The organism is Vibrio sp. Isolate23, from assembly GCF_022398095.1.
Lineage (GTDB): Bacteria > Pseudomonadota > Gammaproteobacteria > Enterobacterales > Vibrionaceae > Vibrio > Vibrio coralliilyticus_A.
The window spans coordinates 79,391-99,621 of the sequence record NZ_JAKEUV010000011.1 but is presented as its reverse complement, the minus strand read 5'-3'; the positions used below and the strand labels follow the sequence as shown (position 1 = coordinate 99,621).

The window sequence follows — 20,231 nt, the reverse complement described above, 5'->3', positions numbered from 1 at the left end:
GTAGGGAGCTCTTCCGTTTTTGCGTATTGGCCTATGGGCAAGTTATTTAGCTGGTGTAATGGTCAACTGAGCATCACCGAAGCCAAGTGCCTCAAGTTCTTGTGCATCGAAGTTAGTGGTGACTTCGATATCACCGATTCGTTCACTCACCAGAGCTTCCGCTGAGCGTTTGACGCGGCTGCTTTGCGCTGCAGTACCAATCGGTGTGGCTTGGCCGATTTCGATCGTGCCAGCAAATTGAGATTCGGCGTAGAAATCCCCAGAGACGTAAGAGTAAAACGGACGTAGGCTGGCTCCTGTTGCGTACTGCATGTTACCCAAACCATTCTCGTTGATGGCCCAGCTCCAATCCCACCATTTGACTTCACCAGGAATATAGCGGTGGTCCCATTGATAACGGATATCTGCGGAGTTTTCGCTACCGCGTCCCATCGTAAAGGTGTGTGCTTTGTAAGGGCGGTTGTCAGGATGAGAATGCCACGCGTTGCCACCCCAGCGTAGGAAGCCATTAAATTCGACATCGTAGCTGATATCCGCGCCAAAGCGATACGGATAGGAGATGCTCGAACGGTACAACTCGACACGAATTGGGATTTCAGAATTTGCAGGCACGGTTGGTCTTGCTTGAAGCGTCACCTGCTCGCTGGTGGAGCCACCATTCGTGTTAGCGAAACTTTGATTGGCTTCTAGAGTTATGGTCAGTTTGGTGTCACCGACCAAAGGCCATTTGAAGGTGTTTTCTGTCGATACCTTCTGAGCAAAACCATAGCTGTTGGTTTTAGACCAGTTGGTAGACTCATCCACTTTCAGATCCACTACTACTTGTTGCGGGATATCACTGTTGTTGCGGGCGACTGCCGTCACGGTTTTTACCAACTGACGATCCGACTCAGTCACAGTGCCGTGCCAGAAATCGCTGTCGTTAAGAGTATAGGCAAAGTTATCGACGGTGATTTTGGTTTTCTCATCACAGCGATAGCCACTGCATGAGCCGTCATTATTGCCTTGAATTACCCAGCCGTCACCTTCACGCCTGACATCCATATCTTCGCCGACGTATTGGCTATGGTTACCGCCAACCCAAGCGTATCCGAGATAATGAGCAAGGTAGCTTAATGGACGAACAAAGTTGGAGTGATTAGTTACCAGCTCATACTGAATGTCCAGTTCATCACCTTCTGGGATGGATTTAGAAGGGTAGTTTGGAATTTCAGACAAAGCGTTGTCAGGGTAGCACCAAGTGCTGCTATTGGGGTTATCCTGTTTGATTTGACCATGGTAACCAGAGCCCATTATCACCCAGTTGTCTTTTAGTCCTGCGATTTGCCACTGACCCATGCGAGAAACAATGTAGTCCTTTTGCTCAGAGGCTTCGAATCGATCGATAGGACGGTAGCCAGAACGGCAGACATCTTCACCCAGTTGATCAAGTACTAACTGATCAGGGTAAATCTTGGCTTGTGCGCCTGCAGAGAGAACGGAAAGTACCGCTGCTGATAACACATGTTTTTTCACCGTAGACATAGACGTTTCCTTTCGTGATTTTTCTTAGTTTTATGAAGTTGTGTTGTCATTGTTGGCTGCTTATCAAAGCAACAGGTTTACCTTTCCATAGTCATGTAATTTACAATACTGAAAAGAGTTGAATTTTATTTCTATTTAAATTCAATTGGTTGAATTGTGTTGTTTGTCATTTTTATGTAATGAAAATCATCACTGATCGATGGGTGTGATCTTGCTTCGATGGGATTTAGAAAAATTGTGATGTGTTTAGGTAGGAGGAAGAACAGGAGGGCCTGTACTGGCTAAACCATGGGAAGATAACGCTTAGGCTGGTGAGCTTTGTCGATGTTTATCGCTTAGCCAGCAGTTGAACTCGGCCTGTTTGCCTATCACGCACAATCACGAAACGGTCAGTGGAATAAAGAATATCGATATCAAGTGTGTAAGGGTCGTCATTGAGCAAGAGGTAGGGCGAAATGGTCGCATCGTTCATCACGGGGGTTAACGTTTGTACCGAGAGCAGGTTGATGATACCAGACAATGAAAAACCAAACTGACGGAATGATTCCGCTTGGCCCTGAAAACGAATCACAATCGGCTGATCCATATTCTCATCTTGAAGCGAGGCTAAATGCACCACTTGGTTGTTTTCAATTCGTGTCAATCCATCAGAGCGGAAGACTCGATTGTCAGGCTGAATATGAATTTCACTGTGTTGATAGCGATTATCTTCAATACGATTTGACCAAGGTAGGCTTAAGACAGTCGAGAAGACAATCGCGGCAATCACTAGTGTGAGGTATGGGATCATAGTTGCCCCTCCTGTACAAAACGTTCAATCTGAGCCGAAACTTGTTTGAGCTGACTGGGGGCGTAGAAGATATTGATGGACTGTCGGCGCTGTTTATCTAGCCATGAGAGTTCAGAAAAGTGCTCGTTTTTCTCGATATAAACCACGCAATCACACTGGTTCTTCGATAAAAGCTGACGCAGTGGCAGGCTAAGTCGGGTTTGTGGCTCTGTAAAGACTTGTAGCTGTCCGATGGTGTGCTGAGTCAGATACTGATCACTGGGAATGTCTTCCCAGCGCCATCCGTGCAGCTTGCTTAAAGCCAGAATGCCTGATGCAAACAGTAGTGCAATCGCTGCAACATAACACAGTGGCGATTTACACTTCTCAAAAGACAGCTTGAATTTAAGAGAGTGACTTGATGGTGTTGCAGTTAGGGGAGTGTTTGCTTCACGATTGATGGTTTGTGATGGAAGAGCGGCAGGTGCATACGCAATACAATGGCCTACCAGTCGGTAACCGACTTTAGGCACCGTCACAATCGGGGACTCTTTCGCGCCCAGTTTAACGAGGGCTTGCCTCAGTGTACTAATGCTTTTCGCCAGTGAAGTCTCGCCAATATACTCGCTGCCCCAAGCATGTTGAATGATGTCGTGTTTTTTGACGACCTCAGGGGAGTGTTTGAGTAGCAGGTCAAGTACCTGCGCTTCACGATAGCCAATTTTTATGACGCGTTGCTTAGTCGAAAGCTTATTCTGAACGGAGTGGAATAGAATCATACAGCCAGCTTTTTATAGTTATTGTTGTCATCTCAATTCTTATTGAGAGGATCAATATACTATTACGACAATGCGAACGCATGAATATTTTTTGATCAATTATTGAGTTTTTCTTATTGAATTTATCGCTTATTTTTCTGCCAAGCCCTCTTGATCGGGAAGCGCGATATTGTGGCTATCCCTCTTTTGCTGAATTTCTATCCTATAGTAAATGAGGACAGAACTTGCTGAAGGAGTGGTATATGAGCTATCAAGCGCTGATCTCAAGAATTAATGAATTACCCAGAATCGAAAGTGTGCTTCAGGAATTGCTGGAGATGGTGAACAGGGAGCAAATTGATTTTGGTGAGCTGGCAAAGAAAATGGCCATGGATCAGGTGTTGTTAGCGCGTGTGTTAAGGATGGCAAACTCAGCGCAATTTGGTGGTGTAAAAGGAGTGTCGAATATCAACGATGCGATTGTGCGCATTGGTGTCGGCGCAATTCGAAATTTGATTTCATCATCTATTCTCGCCTCCACCTTTCCCAAATTGGAAACTCTCAATATTAAAGATTACTGGGCCAGTACCTTTGAGGTTGCAACTGTTGCCAGTACCATCGCTAAGGACGTCAAAGTGGACCCTAATGAAGCGTTTATTGCCGGCATACTACATAATATTGGAGAGTTGATGATCCACTCCTTAGAGCCTGAAAAAGCGTTGGAGATAAGCCGTCGGGTTGCAGAAGGAGAGAATCCAGTTGAAGTGCAAAGAGAAGTTCTCGGTACGGACGCACAGCAATTGGGGGCGGCCTTAGCGGAAAGCTGGAAGTTTCCCTCAGAATTGATTGATGCTATCGCCAATGTGAATCATCCAAGCAAGGCGGTGGAATCAAAAAGGCTCGCCTGCTTAATGTTTTTAGCTCGCGATATTGACCGTAAATGGGATTCCATGCTCAGTATAGATGAGAAGCAAGGGTATTTGAGTCGACACAAAGCCGCAGCGGCATTGCGTGTTTCTCCTGACCTCACTGGAAAAATTGATGAGGTACGAGGTCAGGGAAGTGAGATGGCTTACCAATTGTTCTAATAATGTTAACTGGTTGATTGAGTGAGATCTTTTTTGCCCAATTTGATCTGCTGGATCACCAACCCTGTAATGATCAGAAGCAAACCTATCAGAGTGGTCGGGTGAATTTCTTCACCAATAACTGTGGCAAGCAGCGCCAGAGAAATGAAAGGTGAAGCGAAAATCAGGTTGCTTATCCGCGCGGTGTTTTGTGTCAGTTTGAGTGCGCTGAGCCAAAGGACGAAAGTCACTCCCATTTCAAACAAGCCCACATAAGTCACGGCTAACCAACCTTGTAATGAGATGCCACGCCAATGAGCGCCTTCATACACACTCAGAGCAACTGCAAACGGGATCGCCACTAAGAAGCCAAGCAAGACGCCGACGATAGGGTCTGCCTTGTTTTTGGTATTCAGGATCCAATAACTGGCCCAAAGCAACGTAGACAATAGAGCTAACCCGACACCCACGGGGCTTTCAAAACTCAGCCCCAGTATGTCACCTTTAGTAGCGATCACGATGACGCCAAAATAACTCAATGTACACGCCAGCCAATCTTGTTTGCGGATCTTCTGACCGAGGAAGATGGCTGCCATAAAGGTCAGTGTAATTGCCCAGCTATAGTTGATCGCTTGTGCCTGTGAGGCAGGAAGTAAGTCATATGCTTTGAACAGAATCACGTAGTAAGCCAGTGGATTGATCAACCCGAGTAACAAGTAATACCAAGGGTTGGCCATGAAGGTGCTTGATAGCGAAGATAGCTTACCCTGAAATAGGCATACGGCTGTCAGAGCCACAGCTGAAACCACGCTGGCAGCGGTTAGCATTTGTATTGGAGTAAATTCTGCGAGAGTTAATTTAAAAGCGGTGGCAACGGTAGACCACAGTAAGACGGCAGACAAAGCAAAACCTAAAGCACGTCGCTCGTTCATGATGTTCCTTCATTAAACCAACACTCGAGTTGTTGGTGATTGGCGGTGAGGTGAATTAAAGAGCGCTTAGTCTAGCTGTTCGATATCTGGTCGACAAACTGGACATTTATCCAGTGGTAAAATACCATTAAAACAGTACTTGAAATAAGAGTTAAACCTTGATTATGCAATGGATTCTGGACAACCAAGCCCTACTTATTAGTGTTATAGGCAGCGCTGCAATCAGCGGGCTCGGAGTTGGTTGGTGGATCAGGCAGAAAATGCGTTTTGATCAACAACTTCTCAAACAGCAGCTTGAGTCCAATCAACAGCTCTCTAATACGCAAATTACCCAGTTAAAAAAAGAGCTTGAGCAAGCCCATCAGGAGTTGGATGAGCTGGATAGTGAGCGAGACAAAGCTGCCTATGAGTTAAAACAGTCTCATGGCAAGCTGATGGCGGTTCTAGAAAAATTGCGTTACTTCGAGGCGGTTAAGCAAGAAAGGCAACAATACGCTGAGGAGCTGACTCAGAGCCGCGATCAGAAAGCGCAGCTTGAAGCCCAGCTCAGAGAGCAAGAAGCTCGCCACCAAGAAGAGAACAAAGCCAACCACGACAAATTGCAATTGTTGGAACAGGCTGAGTCTCGTCTAAAGCAGCAGTTTGAACACCTGGCCAACCAGCTATTTGAGGCGAAAACTGCCAAAGTTGATCAACAAAACCGCCAGAGTCTTGAAGGTTTGCTCAGCCCACTCAAAGAGCAGTTAGAAGGCTTTAAGAAGCAGGTCAACGATAGCTTTACGGTGGAAGCGAAAGAGCGTTATACCTTAGTCCATGAGCTGAAAAACCTACAACGCCTCAATGAACAGATGACGCGTGAAGCGGTTAACCTCACCCAAGCATTAAAAGGCGATAATAAACAGCAGGGTAACTGGGGTGAAGTGGTACTTGCCCGAGTATTGGCCGAGTCTGGATTACGTGAAGGGCATGAATACCAGACTCAGGTTAGCTTGCAAAATGAAGCAGGTAAGCGCTATCAGCCGGATGTGATTGTCCACTTGCCGCAAGATAAACAGGTAGTAGTCGACTCTAAAATGACGCTGGTGGCGTATGAGCGTTATTTCAATGCGGAATCTAACTCTGAGCAGGAACAAGCATTAAGTGACCACTTACTATCATTGAGGTCACACATTAAAGGGTTATCACAAAAAGATTATCATCAACTGAAAGGGATCCAGAGTCTCGATTACGTGCTGATGTTTGTCCCTGTTGAGCCAGCGTTTCAGGTTGCGATTCAGGCTGACCCCGATCTGGTGAAGGATGCGATGGAGCACAATATCATCTTAGTTAGCCCAACCACTTTACTGGTGGCATTGCGTACGATTGATAATCTATGGCGCAATGAACGACAGAATCAAAATGCACAAATCATCGCCGAGCGAGCCAGTAAACTGTATGACAAGCTGCGCCTGTTTGTGGACGATATGGAAGGTCTTGGTGCTGCGTTGGACAAGGCCAATCAGAATTATCAAGGCGCGATGAACAAGCTTGCGACTGGTCGAGGCAATGTGATTCGTCAAGCAGAAAGCTTTAAGCAACTAGGAGTGGAGGTCAAAAAGCCAATATCGCCGAGTCTGACGGAGCTGTCTCAGTATGATGGGCTCACAGAAAATAATGCGCTGAGTGAAAATGATTCTATCGCGGAAAGACATCCGGCTGAGGATAAAGTAAACTAATCGCCCCGCAGCGCTCAGCCGTATTTATTCATAGCGTTGCTCGAAGAGGAATCATCATGACGGATACAAGCGTGCAGTCGAATACAGCTTTAGAATCAAATGAAACCACGCATTTTGGTTTCACCACGGTAGTCAAAGAAGAGAAAGTCGCCAAGGTCGCAGAAGTATTCCATTCTGTTGCCGCCAAATACGACATCATGAATGACTTAATGTCCGGTGGTGTGCACCGTCTTTGGAAACGATTCACGATTGATTGCAGTGGAGTACGCCCGGGCCAACGTGTGCTGGACTTAGGTGGGGGTACGGGTGATCTGACGGCGAAGTTCTCTCGCATTGTCGGTGAAAAAGGTCATGTGGTTCTGGCTGATATTAACAACTCAATGCTCAATGTGGGACGCGACAAACTGCGTGACAAAGGCATTGTGGGTAACGTGCATTACGTTCAAGCTAACGCCGAAGAACTGCCTTTTCCAGATGATTACTTTGATGCCATCACTATCAGTTTCTGTCTGCGTAATGTGACAGACAAAGACAAAGCACTACGCTCGATGTTCCGCGTTTTAAAACCAGGTGGCCGCCTATTGGTGCTGGAATTTTCTAAGCCAGTACTCGAGCCGTTATCGAAAATTTACGATGCCTATTCTTTCCATCTGCTACCCAAAATGGGCGAGCTGGTGGTGAATGATTCGGAGAGTTACCGTTATCTTGCAGAGTCTATCCGCATGCATCCAGATCAGGAAACGCTCAAAGGCATGATGGAAGAAGCGGGTTTCGACAAGACCAGCTACTACAACCTGACTGGCGGTATTGTTGCGCTGCACCGTGGTTACAAATTTTGAGGTTAGAGGATTGCTATGCCATTTGAACCTCTTGTCACTGCTGCGATTGAATCGACTCTCAATACATTGATTAACGACGACCCAGAGTTAGGGCGTCGTCTTTCCCGCCTTAAAGGTCAAGTGATTCAAGTTCACCTTAAAGAGCTTAATAAGACATTGACCTTTGTGTTTAGCCAACAAATTGATGTGTTGGCTCATTATGAAGGGGAACCGGATTGCTATCTGTCACTTAATCTTTCTGTGCTACCTGAACTGCGTGAGCAGTCGAATATCACCAAGCTGATCAAACAAGATAAAGTGATCTTGGAAGGGGATATTCAGCTAGCTCAGAAGTTTTCTCAGTTAATGACAGATTGTAAGCCAGACATCGAAGAGTGGCTTTCTCGTGTGACCGGGGATGTCGTAGCGCACAGCTTAGTGCAAGGCGTGTCGAACCTTGGCCAGTTGGTTAAAACCAAAGCAAACAAGCACCAAAACCATTTGGCACAGGTCATTACCGAAGAGTGGAAACTGGCGCCTGCACCACTGGAAATAGCCCATTTCTGCGATCAGGTGGATGAGGTTACAAGCCAAGCCGCTCGTCTTGAAGCTAAGTTGAATCAATTACTGGAGCGCGCATGACTCCGGCAGAATTAAAACGCCTCTACCGTATTATCAAAGTTCAGCTCGAATATGGTCTGGACGAGCTGTTGCCTAATCATCAGTTAACCAAAGCGCCTTTGCTTGCTCGTAAAGCCCTATTCTGGATAAAAAAACAACATGCGGACAAAGAGTTAGGTGAAAGGCTACGCCTTGCGTTGCAAGAGTTGGGGCCAGTATGGATTAAGTTTGGTCAGATGATGTCGACCCGACGTGATCTCTTTCCTGCTCACATTGCTGATCCACTGGCGTTACTTCAGGATCAGGTTTCTCCTTTTGATGGCCAATTAGCTAAAGAGCAGATTGAACAGGCGTTGGGGGGACCACTGGAAAATTGGTTTAGTGATTTCGATATTACACCACTGGCGTCAGCATCCATCGCTCAGGTCCATACTGCCAAGCTCAAATCAACTAACCAAGAAGTGGTATTAAAGGTTATCCGGCCAGATATTCGTCCGGTCATTGATGCAGATCTAAAACTGATGTATCGAATGGCGCGTATAGTCGCCAAAGCTTTACCTGAAGCACGTCGTTTAAAACCAGTCGAAGTGGTGCGCGAGTATGAAAAAACCTTACTCGATGAATTAGACTTACGACGAGAGGCGGCAAACGCGATTCAGTTAAGAAGGAACTTTGAAGGCAGTGAAGAACTGTACGTTCCTGAAATAATTACTGATTTTAGTAATGAAACTGTAATGGTTTCTGAGCGAATATACGGCATCCAAGTTTCGGACATTGAAGGCTTGAAGGCCAACGGCACCAATATGAAGCTGCTGGCTGAGCGTGGCGTGAGTGTGTTCTTCACTCAAGTCTTCCGTGATAGCTTTTTCCATGCTGACATGCATCCGGGCAACGTGTTTGTAAGCCCTGAGCATCCACATAACCCAAGATGGATTGGTTTGGATTGTGGCATTGTTGGCACACTAAATAGCGAAGATAAGCGTTATTTAGCGGAAAACTTCTTGGCGTTTTTCAATCGAGATTATCGCCGTGTTGCCGAGTTGCATGTTGAGTCGGGTTGGGTTCCACGTGAAACGAACATCGACGAGTTTGAATTTGCTATCCGCGTAGTGTGTGAGCCCATTTTTGCTAAGCCGCTATGTGAGATTTCATTCGGTCATGTACTACTGAATCTGTTCAATACTGCTCGCCGTTTCAATATGGAAGTTCAGCCCCAGTTGGTGCTACTGCAAAAGACATTGCTGTACGTGGAAGGTTTAGGTCGTCAGCTTTATCCTCAGCTTGATCTTTGGCAAACCGCGAAGCCATTCCTTGAAGAGTGGATGATGAATCAGGTTGGCCCACAAGCCGTGATAAATGCGATCAAAGATCGTGCGCCGTTTTGGGCTGAGAAGTTGCCTGAATTGCCAGAGCTACTGTATGACAGCTTACGCCAAGGCAAGATGATGAATCAGCGTATGGACCAGCTCTATCAGGGTTACCGTACTACGAAGCGTCAGCAGGCAACGGGGAAATTTTTATTTGGTGTTGGGGCCACATTAGTCGTATGCTCGGCAATATTGGTCAACAGCCCGTACGAGCAGTTATCGATGGCCACGGCTATTGGCGGTGTCACATTTTGGCTGCTCAGTTGGCGAACTTATCGTTAATAGACGTTAAGCTCTTGAAATAATTTGTTTAATAAGACCCGAGGTATAGAAAATGGGTGGTATTAGTATTTGGCAACTTTTGATTATTGCCGTCATCGTTATTCTTCTGTTTGGTACTAAGAAACTGCGTGGTATCGGTGGTGATCTGGGTGGCGCAGTGAAAGGCTTCAAAAAAGCCATGAGCGATGAAGAGCCAGCAAAAAAAGATGCGGACTTCGAGCCAAAAAATATTGAACAGCAGAAAACAGACGCTTCTGCTGAAACTAAGAAAGACAAAGAGCAGGCGTAACACGTGTTTGATATCGGTTTCTGGGAACTGGTATTAATATCTGTCGTCGGGCTGGTGGTTCTCGGTCCAGAGCGGTTGCCTCATGCGATTCGCAGTGTGTCACGATTTATCGGCGCAGCGAAAAACATGGCAAACAGTGTGAAAGACGAGCTTTCGCATGAATTAAAGGTTCAGGAACTGCAAGAAAACTTGCGTAAAGCTGAGAAAATGGGGATGGAAGATCTATCACCAGAGCTAAAGTCTTCTGTTGAAGAACTCAAGCAAGCCGCGCAAGATGTGCAGCGCCCATATGCGAGTAAAAGCACTCCAACGCCTACCAGCGTTGAAACTGAAATGGATAAACCGTCCATTACAGAAGCGAAACACTCCATAGACGCGGTCGAGTCACTGGATACCGAGCCAGCACCTCAGGCAGATAAAAAAGCCGAATAGTCTCGTATTAGGGGAGCTGCTGTGAGCAGCTCCTTTTCGATCTTTTAGAGTAGAGGTTTTCATGTCTTCTGTAGAGCAGACACAACCTTTGATCAGCCATCTTCTAGAACTACGTAATCGCCTGTTACGAGCGATTGTTGCCGTTCTAGTGGTGTTTATTGGTCTGATCTATTTCGCGAATGACATCTATGAGTTTGTCTCGTCGCCTCTCGTTGAACGCCTACCTGAAGGGGCGACAATGATTGCGACCGATGTTGCATCGCCTTTCTTCACACCACTTAAACTGACTTTAATCGCGTCAATTTTTGTGGCTGTGCCGTACATTCTTTATCAGGTCTGGGCGTTTGTTGCTCCCGGTCTATACAAGCATGAACGACGGCTGATTATGCCACTGATGTTCTCCAGCTCGCTGCTGTTCTATTGTGGCGTCGCTTTCGCGTACTTTGTGGTATTCCCATTGGTGTTTGGCTTTTTCACGGCGATATCACTGGGCGGTGTAGAGTTCGCTACGGATATTTCCAGTTACCTCGATTTTGTGCTGGCGTTGTTCTTAGCGTTTGGTATTGCGTTTGAAGTGCCGGTAGCGATTATATTGTTGTGCTGGACGGGGGCGACAGATCCGAAAAGCTTAAGCGAAAAGCGCCCATACATTATCGTTGCTGCATTTATTGTCGGCATGATGCTGACGCCGCCGGATATGATTTCGCAGACGTTGCTCGCGATCCCGATGTGCTTGTTGTTTGAGGTCGGCCTGTTCTTTGCGCGCTTCTATGTGCGTAAGAATGATGAACAAGAGCAGGAAGAAGCTGGAGAATAGGCGTTCAAATCAGAAAAAGGCTTGCCAAGTGGCAAGCCTTTTTTGTACTACAACTGGAATAGCTTAGTCGCGTTGGACGTGGTGATGGCATCGACTTGTTCGACACTGATGCCACGTAAATCAGCGACTCGCTGGGCAACCAAGGATGTGTATGCAGGTTCATTGCGTTTGCCACGGTGTGGCACTGGAGCTAGGTAAGGGCAGTCGGTTTCAAGAATGACATAGTCCATATCCAGCGACGGAATGACTTTGTCCATGCCACCATTTTTAAACGTCGATACACCACCCAAACCGAGGTGAAAGCCTAATCCATTGATTGCTTTGGCTTCTTCTACACTGCCACCAAAACAGTGGAATACGCCAGACAACGAGCCATCTTGTTCCTGTTCAAGCAGCTGAAGTGTTTCTTCAATGGAGTCGCGGGTGTGGATGACGACAGGTAGCTTCATCTCTTTGGCCCAGTTGAGCTGGGTGACAAAGGCCATTTCCTGCTCGGCTTTGTAGGTTTTATCCCAGTAGAGGTCAATACCAATTTCGCCTACAGCAATAAAGTTGTGTTTCTCAAACCAATGGCGAATCACCTGCAGTGTCTGTTCAACATTGCCATCGACATAACATGGATGAAGGCCCATCATTGAGCGACAAACTTGCGGATAGGCTGCCTCAGTCTTTAGCATCGGCTCAATCGACTCCAGATCGATGTTTGGCAACAGGATTTTGTCTATCCCCTGAGCCAAGGCTCTCTCGACGACTTGGTCGCGGTCACTATCAAATTCGCTGGCATAAATATGGGCGTGTGTATCGATCATGTTTTGTCTCTGTAAAGCTTGCTTGGCCTGAGTATACGGCAGTGTGAGCATTTGGTCATTTCTTGCATTTTTACTGCTTGCGGCTAGCGTCATTACGCAAGAGTGATATCATGCAAATCAAGCACTTTCACCACACAAGGAGAACAGAGTGTCAGTTTCCATTCAAGGTCAGTTCCCTGGCCGTCGTATGCGTCGTATACGCAAGCATGACTTTAGTCGTCGCCTTATGGCTGAGAATCAATTAACCACAAGCGATCTGATCTACCCAATGTTTATCTTGATGGGTAAAGATCGCCGTGAAACCGTTGAGTCTATGCCTGGAATTGAGCGTCTGTCTATCGACCTGATGTTGGAAGAAGCACAGTACTTAGCAAGGCTTGGGGTTCCAGCGATTGCGTTGTTCCCTGTGGTGAATCAAGATGCTAAAAGCTTGTGCGCAGCTGAAGCCTACAACCCTGAAGGGCTAGTTCAGCGCGCGGTACGTTCTTTAAAAGAGCATGTGCCAGAAATTGGCGTGATCACTGATGTGGCTCTTGACCCGTTCACGACGCACGGTCAAGACGGCATCATCGATGAAGAAGGTTATGTTCTGAACGATGCAACGACAGAAGTTCTGGTCAAACAGGCTTTGTCTCATGCGGAAGCGGGCGCTGATGTGGTTGCGCCATCAGACATGATGGATGGTCGCATTGGCGCGATTCGTGAAGCGCTGGAAGAAGCAGGCCACATCAATACTCAGATCATGGCTTACTCTGCGAAATACGCATCTTATTACTATGGACCTTTCCGTGATGCAGTCGGCTCAGCGGGTAACCTTAAGGGTGGTAACAAGAAAAACTACCAAATGGATCCGGCTAACACTGATGAAGCGGTGCACGAGGTCGCGATGGATGTCAACGAAGGTGCGGACATGGTGATGGTCAAGCCGGGTATGCCATATCTTGATGTGGTGCGTCGTGTTAAATCGGAACTGCAAGTCCCGACGTTCGCTTATCAAGTGTCTGGCGAGTATGCGATGCATAAAGCGGCATTCCAAAACGGTTGGCTTAAAGAGCGTGAGACTGTGATGGAATCACTGCTTTGCTTTAAGCGCGCAGGTGCGGACGGTATCCTGACTTACTTTGCTAAAGATGTCGCTGAGTGGTTGGCAGAAGAAAATGCTCAGCCTGCTCAGTTTCTAAAAGACGCGGAATAACTCAGCTTACACATATTCAAAGGCTGGCTTGTGCCAGCCTTTGTTGTTTTAAGGAGAACCGATGAGCGTTGAATATCGAGTTGGAACACTAGAAGAATGTGTTGAGATTGTCGCGACTATCGAAGAGTTCATACATAAAGAAAGCGTAGAAAGCTTGTCCGAACGATTAGACGGCAAGCGATACCTCATTCAGGTAGCTGAAGAAAATGGCCAGCTACTTGGGTTTAAAATTGGATATGAGATTGACGAAAACACATTTTATAGCTGGTTTGGTGGGGTATCACCTCTGGCTAGAAATAAAGGGGTGGCACAGAAGCTACTCGATTATCAGGAGATCTGGGTCAAAAAACACGCTTATTCTCAACTTAAGGTGAAATCTCGTAATCAATTTCCTTCTATGTTAAGACTCTTACTGAGAAATGGTTATCTAATTGAAAAGTTTGAAGTAAAAGAGCCTTTGATCGAATCAAGAATTCATTTCGTGAAGCAGTTGTAGCACTGTCATAAAAATTAAATGAGATTTTTTCTCATTTAGGGGTTGACGAGATAAATGAGAATAATTATTATTTATCTCGTCTTAGGGAATAAGAGAAGTTCACAAGGACGTCGAGTTACCAGATTCAACTTGGAGACGGTGATGACACTGAACTTAATTGAACTTGCACTAGTTCTTTTTGACACGACATTGCTCACATTGCTTCCAGTGTAATTTATAGCTTTATGGCAAAGCTAACTATTCAATTGAATAAGCTTTGACCCCTTTTTGCTAGGCGACATCGTTAAGATGTCGCTTTTTTTATGCTTAAAATTCATCGCTGGATAAAAGGACACCAATAGTCTTTTCCACAGTTAAGGATCGTCATCGGATCGATCTTATGGTGATCGATCTAAAACATTTGTATTATATTTCAATTGCTTGTGATGTTTGATTGCAGTTTTGTGACGAAATGTTGTGATAGTGGATAAATAGTATAAACAGAGTTATCCACAGGTGGAGGTGTCGATCAGGGGATTATTAACCAAATGTGTGAGTAGTGTACACAGAGTTAAAATGGATCCACTGAAAGAGTCATGGCATCCTAAGCAGATCTTAACTTCTTGGATGCTTAAAGACTATGGCTCATATTCCAGACAACCCGTTGATTTTGATTGACGGCTCTTCTTATCTTTACCGCGCATTTCATGCTTATCCGGGCACTATGAGTAATGGGGAAATTCCAACCAATGCAGTGTACGGCGTTGTGAATATGTTGCGCAGCATGATGCGTCAATTTGCTTCCGATCACATTGCCGTGGTCTTTGATGCCAAAGGAAAAACGTTCCGCGATGAGATGTATCCCGAATACAAGGCTAATCGTCCACCTATGCCTGATGATCTTCGCTGTCAGATTGAACCACTGCACAATGTCATTCGTGCTATGGGACTGCCTTTGATCTGCGTTCCTGGTGTGGAAGCGGATGATGTGATTGGGACATTGGCTCATCAAGCATCGCAAGCGGGTATGCCGGTCTTAATCAGTACTGGTGATAAAGATATGGCCCAGCTAGTCGATGACAATGTGACTCTGATTAACACCATGACCAACGTGGTCATGGATCGAGAAGGTGTGATTGAAAAATTTGGTATTCCACCTGAGTTGATCATTGATTACTTGGCATTGATGGGCGATAAGGTCGACAACATCCCTGGCGTTCCTGGTGTAGGTGATAAAACAGCGACCGCATTACTTCAGGGAATCGGTAGCCTAGAAAAACTTTATGAGAACCTCGATGATATTGCATCCCTTGGTTTCCGTGGTTCCAAAACCATGGCGAAAAAGCTGATTGATAACAAAGACAATGCTTTCATGTCTTATGAGTTGGCAACAATCAAGCTCGATGTCGAATTGGACGAGAACTATGACACTCTAGTGAAGAGTGTGCCGAATAAAGATGAACTCGTTAGGCTTTATGGAGAGCTGGTGTTTAAGTCTTGGCTTAATGAGTTACTTGAAGGTGGGAATGGTGTAGTTGAAGCTGATGAAAAGTCGGGAGCGTCACAGCATGATAAGGCCCCTGAGCTCAGTGTTTCGGCCATTACGATTGATCGTAGCCAATATCAAACGGTTTTAGACAAAGACACGTTTAATGCTTGGTTAGACAAACTCATGGCTTGTGATGTTTTTGCATTTGATACGGAAACGGACAGTCTCGATTACATGGTCGCTAACCTAGTTGGTGTTTCGTTTGCGACAGAAGAAGGCGTAGCGGCATACGTACCTGTGGCGCATGATTACCTTGATGCGCCAGATCAGCTTGATCGCGACTGGGTACTAGAGCAATTGAAGCCGATTCTTGAAGATGATGCTCAGGCGAAAGTGGGTCAGAATCTAAAATACGATGCGTCCGTCTTGGCTCGATATGATATTGAGATGAAGGGCATAAAGCATGACACTATGCTCGCGTCTTACGTGTATAACAGCGTTGGCGGCAAACATGATATGGACAGTTTGGCACTGCGCTTCCTACAACATAGCTGCATTTCTTTTGAACAGATTGCGGGTAAAGGTAAGAAACAGCTCACCTTTAACCAGATTGAGCTGGAAGAGGCGTCCCCCTATGCAGCGGAAGATGCAGATGTGACGCTGCGTCTGCATCATCGCTTATCGGCCAATATTGAGCAGGATGAAAAGCTTAAGACTATTTACGAAGAGATCGAAGTCCCGCTGGTGCCTGTACTATCACGTATTGAACGCACAGGGGTGCTGATTGATGATATGAAGCTGGCGGCTCAATCTCAGGAGATTGCGCTTCGTCTCGATGAGTTAGAGCAGAAAGCGTTTGAAATTGCTGAGCAAGAATTCAACATGAACTCACCCAAGCAGCTGCAAGCTATCTTGTTTGAGAAGATGGGGTTGCCAGTGGTGAAAAAGACGCCTTCGGGCACGCCTTCCACCAATGAAGAAGTACTGCAAGAGTTAGCGCTAGACTATCCGTTACCAAAATTGATTCTTGAATATCGTGGTTTAGCGAAACTCAAATCGACCTACACCGATAAATTACCGAAGATGATTAACGCTGAAACGGGGCGTGTTCATACGTCTTATCATCAGGCGGTGACTGCGACGGGGCGTCTTTCTTCGACGGACCCTAACTTACAGAATATCCCAATCCGTAATGACGAAGGGCGTCGTATTCGTCAGGCATTTGTCGCGCCGCATGGTTACAAGATCATGGCCGTCGACTATTCCCAGATTGAATTGCGTATTATGGCGCACCTTTCAGGAGATAAAGCGCTGCTGGATGCTTTCCAGCAAGGAAAAGACATTCACGCAGCCACAGCAGCTGAAATCATTGGTGTGGACATAGAGCAGGTGTCAGCTGAACAACGTCGTCGTGCGAAAGCGGTCAACTTTGGCCTTATCTATGGTATGAGTGCTTTTGGTTTGGCAAAACAGTTGGGTATTCCGCGTGGCGAAGCACAGCAATATATGGATACCTATTTTGAGCGCTACCCAGGTGTGATGCAGTACATGGAAGACACACGCAGTGCCGCGGCAGAGCAAGGGTATGTCGAAACCATCTTTGGCCGCCGTCTACACTTGCCGGAAATAAAATCACGCAACGGCATGCGTCGTAAAGCGGCAGAACGTGCGGCGATCAACGCTCCAATGCAGGGGACGGCAGCGGATATTATCAAGAAGGCCATGTTGTTGGTTGATCGGTGGATTGAGCAAGAAGGTCAGGGTCGAGTGAAATTGCTGATGCAGGTGCACGATGAACTGGTCTTCGAAGTTCAGGAGTCAGCTTTAGCCGAAATTGAAAGTAAAGTACAAGAATTGATGGAATCAGCCGCTCAGCTTGATGTGCCTTTGATTGCGGAAGCTGGCCATGGTGATAACTGGGATCAGGCGCACTAGGCAAAAAATAGCCAAAATTCGCTAAATAACATGAGCCAGCGCCCAATCGCTGGCTTTTTTTTGATTCTAAAAAAGCCAGTGCTTATTAGTGCGTCTTGTAGTTTAATAAAATTTTAATGAAAAAAAATTACGAAAAGAGTTTTCATTTCTGACCAATTGTTGTACATTAAACGGCGTAGGGTACAGAGGTAAGATGTTCTATCTTTCAGACCTTTTGTTTCACGTTATTGGATTAGGCTGATTCAGCCGCCCCAGTCAGCATTTGACTGGGGCGTTTTTTATTGCGTCAAAGAAAATTACAATAAGTTTCATACCCTTACTGATGTCCTTTATTATTTGTTATGATTTGGCTGCTCAATTCTCAATATCGTACTCTTAACTCGTCTTAATCTTGTATTTGGTAACTCAGACCAATTTTGTAAGAAAACTTCAATCACACTTTTATTTTTTCAAATAGAAAATCAAATCAAGAGCTCAGAGTGCTCGTCTCATTTTATAGAGTGATTATTTGTATTTTTTAATGATTTAGGTGTTAGTAGTAGGAAAGGAAAGTGATGGAGACTGAGACGAAACCAGCCGTTGCATTGTTCTCTGCTTTGAACAATCCTATCGGCATAATAATAACTACCTCCTATTTCTCTCCCGTTGCCCCACCAGGATGGTGGGGATTTTTATTTCTGCTGATGGATATTTCTTTCGCTGCAGTTCCGAGGTAAAAAGCAGAGACAAAAAAGCCCCACTGAATAGTGAGGCTGGTATCACCAAGTAGTGCGCTTATTCTTTCTCGTCGCCTTGCTGGTCTTCAATAATCTCATCAGTCAATTGCTCTGCAACGGCAGGGGCAAACCACTCATCAAGTTTGTTGCGCAGGACATCAACACCGATGCCCTTCAACGAAGAAAACGCAGCAACACTCACATCACCACCGAATCCAGCAGAATCCTTCTTGATCTTAAGTACTTGAGCTTTGCGCGCGCCACTTTTCAGCTTATCTGCTTTGGTCAGTAGGACTTGTACAGGGATGCCGCTGTCGACCGCCCAGAAAATAAGTTGCTGATCGAGGTCCTTCATTGGGTGGCGAATGTCCATCAATACGACTAAACCTTTAAGGCTCTGACGCTTTTGTAGGTATTCACCGAGTGATTTTTGCCACTTCTTTTTCATTTCCAGCGGTACTTGAGCGAAGCCATAGCCTGGGAGATCGACGATGTGGCAGCCATCGGTCACTTTAAATAAATTGATCAGCTGAGTTCGACCAGGCGTCTTACTGGTTTTGGCTAAACTTTTCTGGTTAGTCAGTCGGTTAAGAGAACTTGATTTGCCCGCGTTGGAGCGTCCTGCGAACGCAACTTCGATACCTTCATCTTCAGGCATGTGACGAATATCAGGTGCACTGGTGATGAAATGGGTGTTTTGATAATGAATTTTTACGCTCACTGTTAACTCCATCTCGACTTTGTGTAGTCGATTGATTACTTTTTTGTGAAATTGTGTAAAATAACCGTGCTCGGCATAAGGTCGCCTATTGTACCATGAGTGGCAACTCGGAGTGGTACTGGAAGCTTGATAATTATAATGGAATGTCATGAAGAAATTAGCGCTAATCTTGAGTCTTTTAGCCAGCTGCTCTGTATGGGCCCAAGGCAGTATTGAAGCTGGTAAAGCAAAATCCCAAACCTGTGTTGCTTGTCATGGTGCTGATGGCAACAGTCAATTGGCCATGTACCCTAAGTTAGCAGGTCAGCATGCTAAGTATATTGAGAAGCAGCTGAAAGATCTGAAACTAGGTATGACAAGTGGTGGTAAGCAGGGTCGTGTTGATCCGGTGATGGGCGGTATGGCAATGCCACTGTCTGAGCAAGACATGAAAGATCTTGCAGCTTACTACGCATCTCTACCAATTTCTCACAACACGACGCCTGAAAACGTGGTGGAACAAGGCAAAACTCTATATACGGCGGGTGATGCTTCACGTGGTCTGACAGCATGTATTGCTTGTCATGGTCCTCGTGGTAACGGCACTGAGCTTTCAGGTTTCCCTAAAATTTCTGGTCAGCACGCTGACTACATTAAAGCTCAGCTAGTTAAATTCCGCGATGGCTCTCGTGCTAATGATATGAATGGCATGATGCAAGATATCGCGAAGAAACTGACAGACGAAGATATAGAGACTTTGTCTAAATATGTTGGTGGCCTACACTAAGCCCTATTAAATACTGCCCGAGCAATGTTGTATTGAAAGAGCCCAGACGAAAGTCTGGGCTTTTTCGTATGATGCATATCACAACGACTTTTCTTCAGTGTGGTTCGATCTTCCCCAAAGGTTTGTAAGAGATCGCCCATTTATCGTATTGCTCTTTTCTCGTTGTCTTCTGTAACTATCTGAAAAATAATAGAAGAGGAACGGTGGACAAAAAAAAGCCGATTTTTTTCTTCAAATGGATTGTTCAAAATCCATCTATCGTTAAAGTGTGTTCATCGGCAGGGCGCTGATAAAGGAATTTAGGCCATGATGGTCTCCAAGGACGCAAGCGAAGGATGCTTGGAGGTCTATAAAGGAGTTAGGTAAGCAGGAAGCTTACTGGATAGGGATGGTCACCTCGTCTAATGGTTTAGACAGCGAAAAGGATCAGGCTAAGGATTAGCCCAGTTACGGGAAGTAAACGGAAAGCCAAAATTCACTAGGATGGTGAAAAACGACACCTTTTGCAGGGAAAGCGCCAAAAACAAATGGAAATTTGATGCACGATAATATGTGCAACACAGTTTCGCCGAAAGGCATTTTTAGAAAGCGATAGAGTGATCTATCGCTTTTTTTATATCTCAAATCCACCAACTTCAGCCTCTCACCAACTCGGTTCCTTTATTACATCGATAAGATTATTGGTCAGAGAGGGAAAATTTCATTGAATTGGTGATTATTTACCCAATGGCACT

At 45.7% G+C, this 20,231-nt stretch carries 17 protein-coding genes and 1 pseudogene; 12 read left to right on the top strand and 6 right to left on the bottom strand.

Translation table 11 applies throughout. The features are described 5' to 3' along the window. Positions 1-42 precede the first annotated feature (42 nt). From L1D31_RS19905 to L1D31_RS19895, 3 genes are all read right to left on the bottom strand, one after another. Positions 43-1,524 (bottom strand): aerolysin family beta-barrel pore-forming toxin, encoded by a 1,482-nt coding sequence (locus tag L1D31_RS19905; protein ID WP_239838753.1) that lies wholly within the window; start codon positions 1,522-1,524, stop codon positions 43-45. A 328-nt stretch (positions 1,525-1,852) separates the two neighbouring features. Continuing rightward, a complete protein-coding gene (locus L1D31_RS19900; protein WP_239838752.1) occupies positions 1,853-2,314 on the bottom strand; it encodes a hypothetical protein in 462 nt (153 codons plus the stop codon). Then, entirely contained in the window at positions 2,311-3,072 is a 762-nt protein-coding gene (locus L1D31_RS19895; RefSeq protein WP_239838751.1) for a winged helix-turn-helix domain-containing protein, read from the bottom strand. Before L1D31_RS19895 ends, L1D31_RS19900 begins: the two co-directional genes overlap by 4 nt. A gap of 242 nt (positions 3,073-3,314) precedes the next feature. Here L1D31_RS19895 and L1D31_RS19890 point away from each other — a divergent pair, with 242 nt between their 5' ends. Beyond that, positions 3,315-4,139, top strand: coding sequence for an HDOD domain-containing protein (locus tag L1D31_RS19890; protein ID WP_239838750.1), 825 nt, complete (start codon positions 3,315-3,317; stop codon positions 4,137-4,139). Between the two features lie 5 nt (positions 4,140-4,144). Here L1D31_RS19890 and L1D31_RS19885 read toward each other — a convergent pair whose 3' ends face one another. Next, positions 4,145-5,050: a DMT family transporter gene (locus L1D31_RS19885; RefSeq protein ID WP_239838749.1), complete on the bottom strand. Its 906-nt coding sequence runs from the start codon at positions 5,048-5,050 to the stop codon at positions 4,145-4,147. A gap of 164 nt (positions 5,051-5,214) precedes the next feature. Here L1D31_RS19885 and rmuC point away from each other — a divergent pair, with 164 nt between their 5' ends. From rmuC to tatC, 7 genes and pseudogenes are all read left to right on the top strand, one after another. Further along, complete coding sequence (gene rmuC / locus L1D31_RS19880; RefSeq protein WP_239838748.1) at positions 5,215-6,765, top strand: DNA recombination protein RmuC; 1,551 nt, start codon at positions 5,215-5,217, stop codon at positions 6,763-6,765. A 56-nt stretch (positions 6,766-6,821) separates the two neighbouring features. After that, the gene (gene ubiE / locus L1D31_RS19875) at positions 6,822-7,604 is read left to right on the top strand and encodes a bifunctional demethylmenaquinone methyltransferase/2-methoxy-6-polyprenyl-1,4-benzoquinol methylase UbiE (RefSeq protein ID WP_239838747.1); all 783 of its coding nucleotides are present in this window, start codon (positions 6,822-6,824) and stop codon (positions 7,602-7,604) included. A 15-nt stretch (positions 7,605-7,619) separates the two neighbouring features. After that, positions 7,620-8,225: an SCP2 domain-containing protein gene (locus L1D31_RS19870; RefSeq protein ID WP_239838746.1), complete on the top strand. Its 606-nt coding sequence runs from the start codon at positions 7,620-7,622 to the stop codon at positions 8,223-8,225. Then, complete coding sequence (gene ubiB, locus L1D31_RS19865) at positions 8,222-9,853, top strand: ubiquinone biosynthesis regulatory protein kinase UbiB (protein WP_239838745.1); 1,632 nt, start codon at positions 8,222-8,224, stop codon at positions 9,851-9,853. Before L1D31_RS19870 ends, ubiB begins: the two co-directional genes overlap by 4 nt. Before the next feature lie 52 nt (positions 9,854-9,905). Beyond that, the gene (gene tatA / locus L1D31_RS19860) at positions 9,906-10,142 is read left to right on the top strand and encodes a Sec-independent protein translocase subunit TatA (RefSeq protein ID WP_239838744.1); all 237 of its coding nucleotides are present in this window, start codon (positions 9,906-9,908) and stop codon (positions 10,140-10,142) included. A gap of 3 nt (positions 10,143-10,145) precedes the next feature. Beyond that, a pseudogene (gene tatB, locus L1D31_RS19855) lies at positions 10,146-10,436 on the top strand (Sec-independent protein translocase protein TatB); the annotation flags it as partial. 199 nt (positions 10,437-10,635) lie between these two features. Next, positions 10,636-11,391 (top strand): twin-arginine translocase subunit TatC, encoded by a 756-nt coding sequence (gene tatC / locus L1D31_RS19850; protein ID WP_239838742.1) that lies wholly within the window; start codon positions 10,636-10,638, stop codon positions 11,389-11,391. Between the two features lie 47 nt (positions 11,392-11,438). On the opposite strand, the gene L1D31_RS19845 is transcribed toward tatC, so the two are convergent. Continuing rightward, positions 11,439-12,200, bottom strand: coding sequence for a TatD family hydrolase (locus L1D31_RS19845; RefSeq protein WP_239838741.1), 762 nt, complete (start codon positions 12,198-12,200; stop codon positions 11,439-11,441). A 148-nt stretch (positions 12,201-12,348) separates the two neighbouring features. Here L1D31_RS19845 and hemB point away from each other — a divergent pair, with 148 nt between their 5' ends. The 3 genes from hemB to polA all read left to right on the top strand — a co-directional run bounded on the left by hemB (position 12,349) and on the right by polA (position 17,294). Further along, positions 12,349-13,395 (top strand): porphobilinogen synthase, encoded by a 1,047-nt coding sequence (hemB, locus tag L1D31_RS19840; RefSeq protein ID WP_239838740.1) that lies wholly within the window; start codon positions 12,349-12,351, stop codon positions 13,393-13,395. A gap of 61 nt (positions 13,396-13,456) precedes the next feature. Further along, a complete protein-coding gene (locus L1D31_RS19835) occupies positions 13,457-13,891 on the top strand; it encodes a GNAT family N-acetyltransferase (RefSeq protein WP_239838739.1) in 435 nt (144 codons plus the stop codon). A 619-nt stretch (positions 13,892-14,510) separates the two neighbouring features. After that, positions 14,511-17,294, top strand: a complete 2,784-nt coding sequence (polA, locus tag L1D31_RS19830; protein WP_239838738.1) for a DNA polymerase I — start codon at positions 14,511-14,513, stop codon at positions 17,292-17,294. A 774-nt stretch (positions 17,295-18,068) separates the two neighbouring features. On the opposite strand, the gene yihA is transcribed toward polA, so the two are convergent. After that, positions 18,069-18,731 (bottom strand): ribosome biogenesis GTP-binding protein YihA/YsxC, encoded by a 663-nt coding sequence (gene yihA / locus L1D31_RS19825; protein ID WP_239838737.1) that lies wholly within the window; start codon positions 18,729-18,731, stop codon positions 18,069-18,071. A 148-nt stretch (positions 18,732-18,879) separates the two neighbouring features. Here yihA and L1D31_RS19820 point away from each other — a divergent pair, with 148 nt between their 5' ends. After that, a complete protein-coding gene (locus tag L1D31_RS19820) occupies positions 18,880-19,497 on the top strand; it encodes a c-type cytochrome (protein WP_239838736.1) in 618 nt (205 codons plus the stop codon). Positions 19,498-20,231 lie beyond the last annotated feature (734 nt).